Annotated in this window: 4 protein-coding genes; 3 read left to right on the top strand and 1 reads right to left on the bottom strand. The window is 68.4% G+C overall.

Annotated features, from left to right (window positions below; all coding sequences use genetic code 11):
• The 3 genes from L995_RS01290 to L995_RS01300 form a co-directional block, all read left to right on the top strand.
• Positions 1–973 (top strand): amidohydrolase (locus tag L995_RS01290; RefSeq protein ID WP_047468380.1); only part of this gene is annotated, 973 nt, incomplete at its 5' end.
• A 180-nt stretch (positions 974–1153) separates the two neighbouring features.
• Positions 1154–1933: an ABC transporter ATP-binding protein gene (locus L995_RS01295; RefSeq protein WP_047468382.1), complete on the top strand. Its 780-nt coding sequence runs from the start codon at positions 1154–1156 to the stop codon at positions 1931–1933.
• Positions 1934–2048: 115 nt separating this feature from the next.
• Positions 2049–2303, top strand: a complete 255-nt coding sequence (locus L995_RS01300) for an acyl-CoA-binding protein (RefSeq protein WP_012203065.1) — start codon at positions 2049–2051, stop codon at positions 2301–2303.
• Between the two features lie 88 nt (positions 2304–2391).
• Here L995_RS01300 and L995_RS01305 read toward each other — a convergent pair whose 3' ends face one another.
• Positions 2392–3414 carry an isopenicillin N synthase family dioxygenase gene (locus tag L995_RS01305; RefSeq protein ID WP_047468388.1) on the bottom strand — a complete coding sequence of 341 codons (1023 nt, stop codon included), beginning with the start codon at positions 3412–3414 and terminating at the stop codon, positions 2392–2394.
• Positions 3415–3837 lie beyond the last annotated feature (423 nt).

The following is a 3837-nucleotide window of genomic DNA, read 5'->3' on the forward strand; positions in this document are numbered from 1 at the left end:
CCTGCCCATGCAGGAGTTCAACACCTTCGAGCACGCCAGCCGCCATGCCGGAAAAATGCATGCCTGCGGGCATGACGGCCACGTGGCCATGCTGCTGGCCGCCGCGCAGTACCTGGCCGCGCACCGCGACAGCTTCGAGGGCACGGTGCACCTGATCTTCCAGCCGGCCGAAGAGGGCGGCGGCGGGGCGCGCGAGATGGTCGAGGACGGCCTGTTCACCCAGTTCCCCATGCAGGCCGTGTTCGGCATGCACAACTGGCCGGGCATGAAGGCCGGCACCATGGCCGTGGGCCCAGGCCCGGCCATGGCGTCGAGCAACGAGTTCCGCATCGTCGTGCGCGGCAAGGGCGGCCACGCGGCCATGCCGCACATGGTGATCGACCCGCTGCCCGTGGCGGCCCAGCTCATCCTGGGCCTGCAGACCATCGTCAGCCGCAACGTCAAGCCCATCGAGGCGGGCGTGGTCTCGGTGACCATGGTCCATGCGGGCGAGGCCACGAACGTGGTGCCCGACAGCGTGGAGCTGCAGGGCACGGTGCGCACCTTCACGCTGGAGGTGCTGGACCTGATCGAGCGGCGCATGAAGACCCTGGCCGAGAGCATCTGCGCGGCGCATGACACGCGCTGCGAGTTCGAGTTCGTGCGCAACTACCCGCCCACCATCAACTCCGCCCCCGAGGCCGAGTTCGCACGCCGCGTCATGGCCGAGGTCGTGGGCGAGGCCAACGTGCTGCCTCAGGAGCCGTCCATGGGCGCCGAGGACTTCGCCTTCATGCTGCTGGAAAAGCCCGGCGCCTACTGCTTCATCGCCAATGGCGACGGCGACCACCGCGCCATCGGCCACGGCGGCGGTCCCTGCACGCTGCACAACCCCAGCTACGACTTCAACGACCAGCTGATCCCGCAGGGCGCCACGTTCTGGGTGAAGCTGGCCCAGCGCTGGCTGAGCGAGGCTACGCAACACACCCCCTGAGGCGCTTTGCGCCTTCCCCCTCTCTCGCTTCGCGGGAGGGGGACGACACCCTCGGTGCGGGGCGGCCCTTCCTTGGTGTCCCTCGCTTGGTGGCGCCAGTTTCGACGGCCGTGAGTGATGTGCAAGGCGGTAGAGCGCTGACACCGGCATGTCACACACCGCACCTAGCATGCGGTCCCTGTGACCTCCATCGAATCCTCCACGGCCGCCGCGCAGGGCGTGGCCGTCCAAGCCCGGCAGCTCAAGCGCATCCACGGCGGGCGTGCCGTGCTCCAGGACATCAGCCTGAAGATCGCGCCCGGCGAGGTGCTGGCCCTGCTGGGTCCTTCGGGCTGCGGCAAGACCGCCCTGCTCAAGATCCTGGCCGGGCTGGAGCAGCCCAGCCGCGGCGAAGTCTGGATGGGCGGGCAGTGCGTGGCCAGCGCCTCGCAGTCCCTGCCGCCCGAGCGGCGCGACCTGGGCCTGGTGCTCCAGGACCATGCGCTCTGGCCCCATATGAGCCTGCAGGCCAACGTGGCCTTCCCATTGGAGATGCGCGGCTTGCCTCGCGCGCAGATCCACGAGCGGGTGCAGCAGACCCTGGGCCTGGTCGGGCTGCAGGGCATGGGCGAGCGCCTTCCCGGCAGCCTGTCGGGCGGCCAGCAGCAGCGCGCGGCGCTGGCCTGCGCCGTGGTGGAGCGCCCGCGCCTGGTGCTGCTGGACGAACCCCTGTCCGGCCTCGACGGCAACCTGCGCGAGCGCCTGTGCGAGGAAATTCCCCGGCTGCTGCGCAGCCTGGGTTGTACGGCCGTCTATGCGACGCAAGACCGCCAGCAGTCCTTCGCCGTCGCCGACCGCGTGGTCGTGATGGAGCACGGCCGCATCCTGCAACCGGACAGCGCCCGGGGCCAGGCGCCGGCCCCCGTGCCTTGCGAGGCAGACCTATGGCCCATGGCCGGGCACCTGTGCAGCGCAGCATAGGAGGGGCGTAGCCGGTCTCGGTTCGGATGACAGTGAAAAAAGCACGGTCGTTCTAAATTCCTGCTTTTTTGGCTACACTGTGCCGCTACACGAAACGCCCACCAGGAGACCCGCCATGTCCGATCTGAACGCCGCCTTCGAGGCCGCCGTCAAGAACTCCACCTCGATCAGCGAGCGCCCCGACAACGCCACGCTGCTCAAGCTCTACGCGCTGTACAAGCAGGCCACCGAAGGCGACAACGAGGCCAAGAAGCCCAGCTTCACCGACATGGTCGGCCGCGCCAAGTGGGACGCCTGGGAAAAGCTCAAGGACACCTCGGCCGACGATGCCAAGCAGCAGTACATCGACCTGATCGAATCGCTGCGCTGATCAACACCACCACCGATCGCAGACACAGGCAAGGCCCCGGACTCCGGGGCCTTGTCGTTTCCGGCCACGGCCACGGCCCCGGCCGGGCTCAGTACTTGTTGGAAAAGTTCGCGCTGATGCGCTGGCGCAGGTACTCCGCGCCCGTGATGGGCGGGTACTTCTTTTGCGGGCCCTCGATCACCGCGTCCTCGTTGGCCTGGCAGAAGAAGGCCAGGCTGTAGCGCGCGCCCTGGTATTCATGGGGCAGGGGATTGCGCACGCGGTGGAAGTTGCTGGGCAGCTGGTCGTCGCTCCAGCGCGTGAGCATGTCGCCGATGTTGCAGGTGATCACGCCCTCCACGGGGTCCACGGGCGTCCATTGCTGGCCCTCCATCTCCTTGCCCGGCAGCACCTGCAGGCCGCCCTGGCCCGCGCGCTGGAACAGCAGGGTCAGGCAGTCGAAGTCGGTGTGGGCGCCTGCGCGCCACAGGCCCAGCTCATCCTTGAGCGCGGGATCGACCGCGAAGTAGTGCAGCATGCGCAGCGTGCTCTGGTAGGCGGGCACCGAAGGGTCGTGGGCGCGCGTGAAGAAGTCCGCATCAAAGCCCAGCTTGTGCGCAAAGCACGACAGCAGCTGCATGCCCACCTGCCAGCACTGGCGCTCAAAGTCCAGCGTGGCCTGCTGAAAGCCCGGCAGCTCCTGCTGCGTGGGCCACAGGCCGGCCATGCGCGGGCGCGTCACCTGGTAGGACTCCTTCTGGTCGGGCGTGCGCGTGGAAGGCCGGATCTGCGCCTTGTGCTCCCAGCCCGCATTGCGCGACAGCGGCCACTGCGCCTTCACCTCGCGCGGCAGCGCGAACAACTGCTCGGCACGCCCGAAGGCCGCATCGATATCGGGCTGGGGAATACCGTGGCCCGACACCTGGAAGAAGCCGATCTCCACCGAGGCCTGCCAGATCGCATCGGCGATCTCGGCCTTGCGGCGGTCGAAGTCGGAGATGTCGATCACGCGCACCTCCCGTGCGCGCGTCTCCTGCCCCTGGCCGCCCATGCGGGCCTCCTTGGCGAGTTCACCCAGCGCGTAATCTGACGCCGGTGCCGAAGGCAGGGTGGAGTTGGCAAGCATGTTCATGGTCTGTTTCCTTTGCCGCAAAGGCAGTGGCAAGGCACGCAGCGGCCGGCGCAAAAAAACACCGGTCCCGCCCGTCGCTCTTGAAGTGGCTGACAGGGCACAGGTCGCAGCCACGCCGCTCCCGCACCCGCTTCAAGAGCAATGACCCGCGCCGGCACAGGCCGGCAAGCTGAACGCTTCTACTCTTGCCAACCACCCAAGCAAACAGCGCGCCAGCCCGCGAAGGCCGGTTCATGGCCGCCTGCGTTCCATCGTGGTGCAAGAGGGCCGGGCAGCTTGGTGCACGCGCCGCATCGGAACCATCTGGCACCAATCTGATGCATGCCCGCCGCGTCGAAAACCGGCGCGGCCCAGCCCAGTGACGCCGAGGAAGGGCCGCCCCGCACCGAGGGTGTCGTCCCCCTCCCGCGCAGCGAGAGAGGG

The sequence above is a fragment of the Delftia sp. ZNC0008 genome (assembly GCF_000799035.1).
GTDB lineage: Bacteria > Pseudomonadota > Gammaproteobacteria > Burkholderiales > Burkholderiaceae_C > Comamonas > Comamonas tsuruhatensis.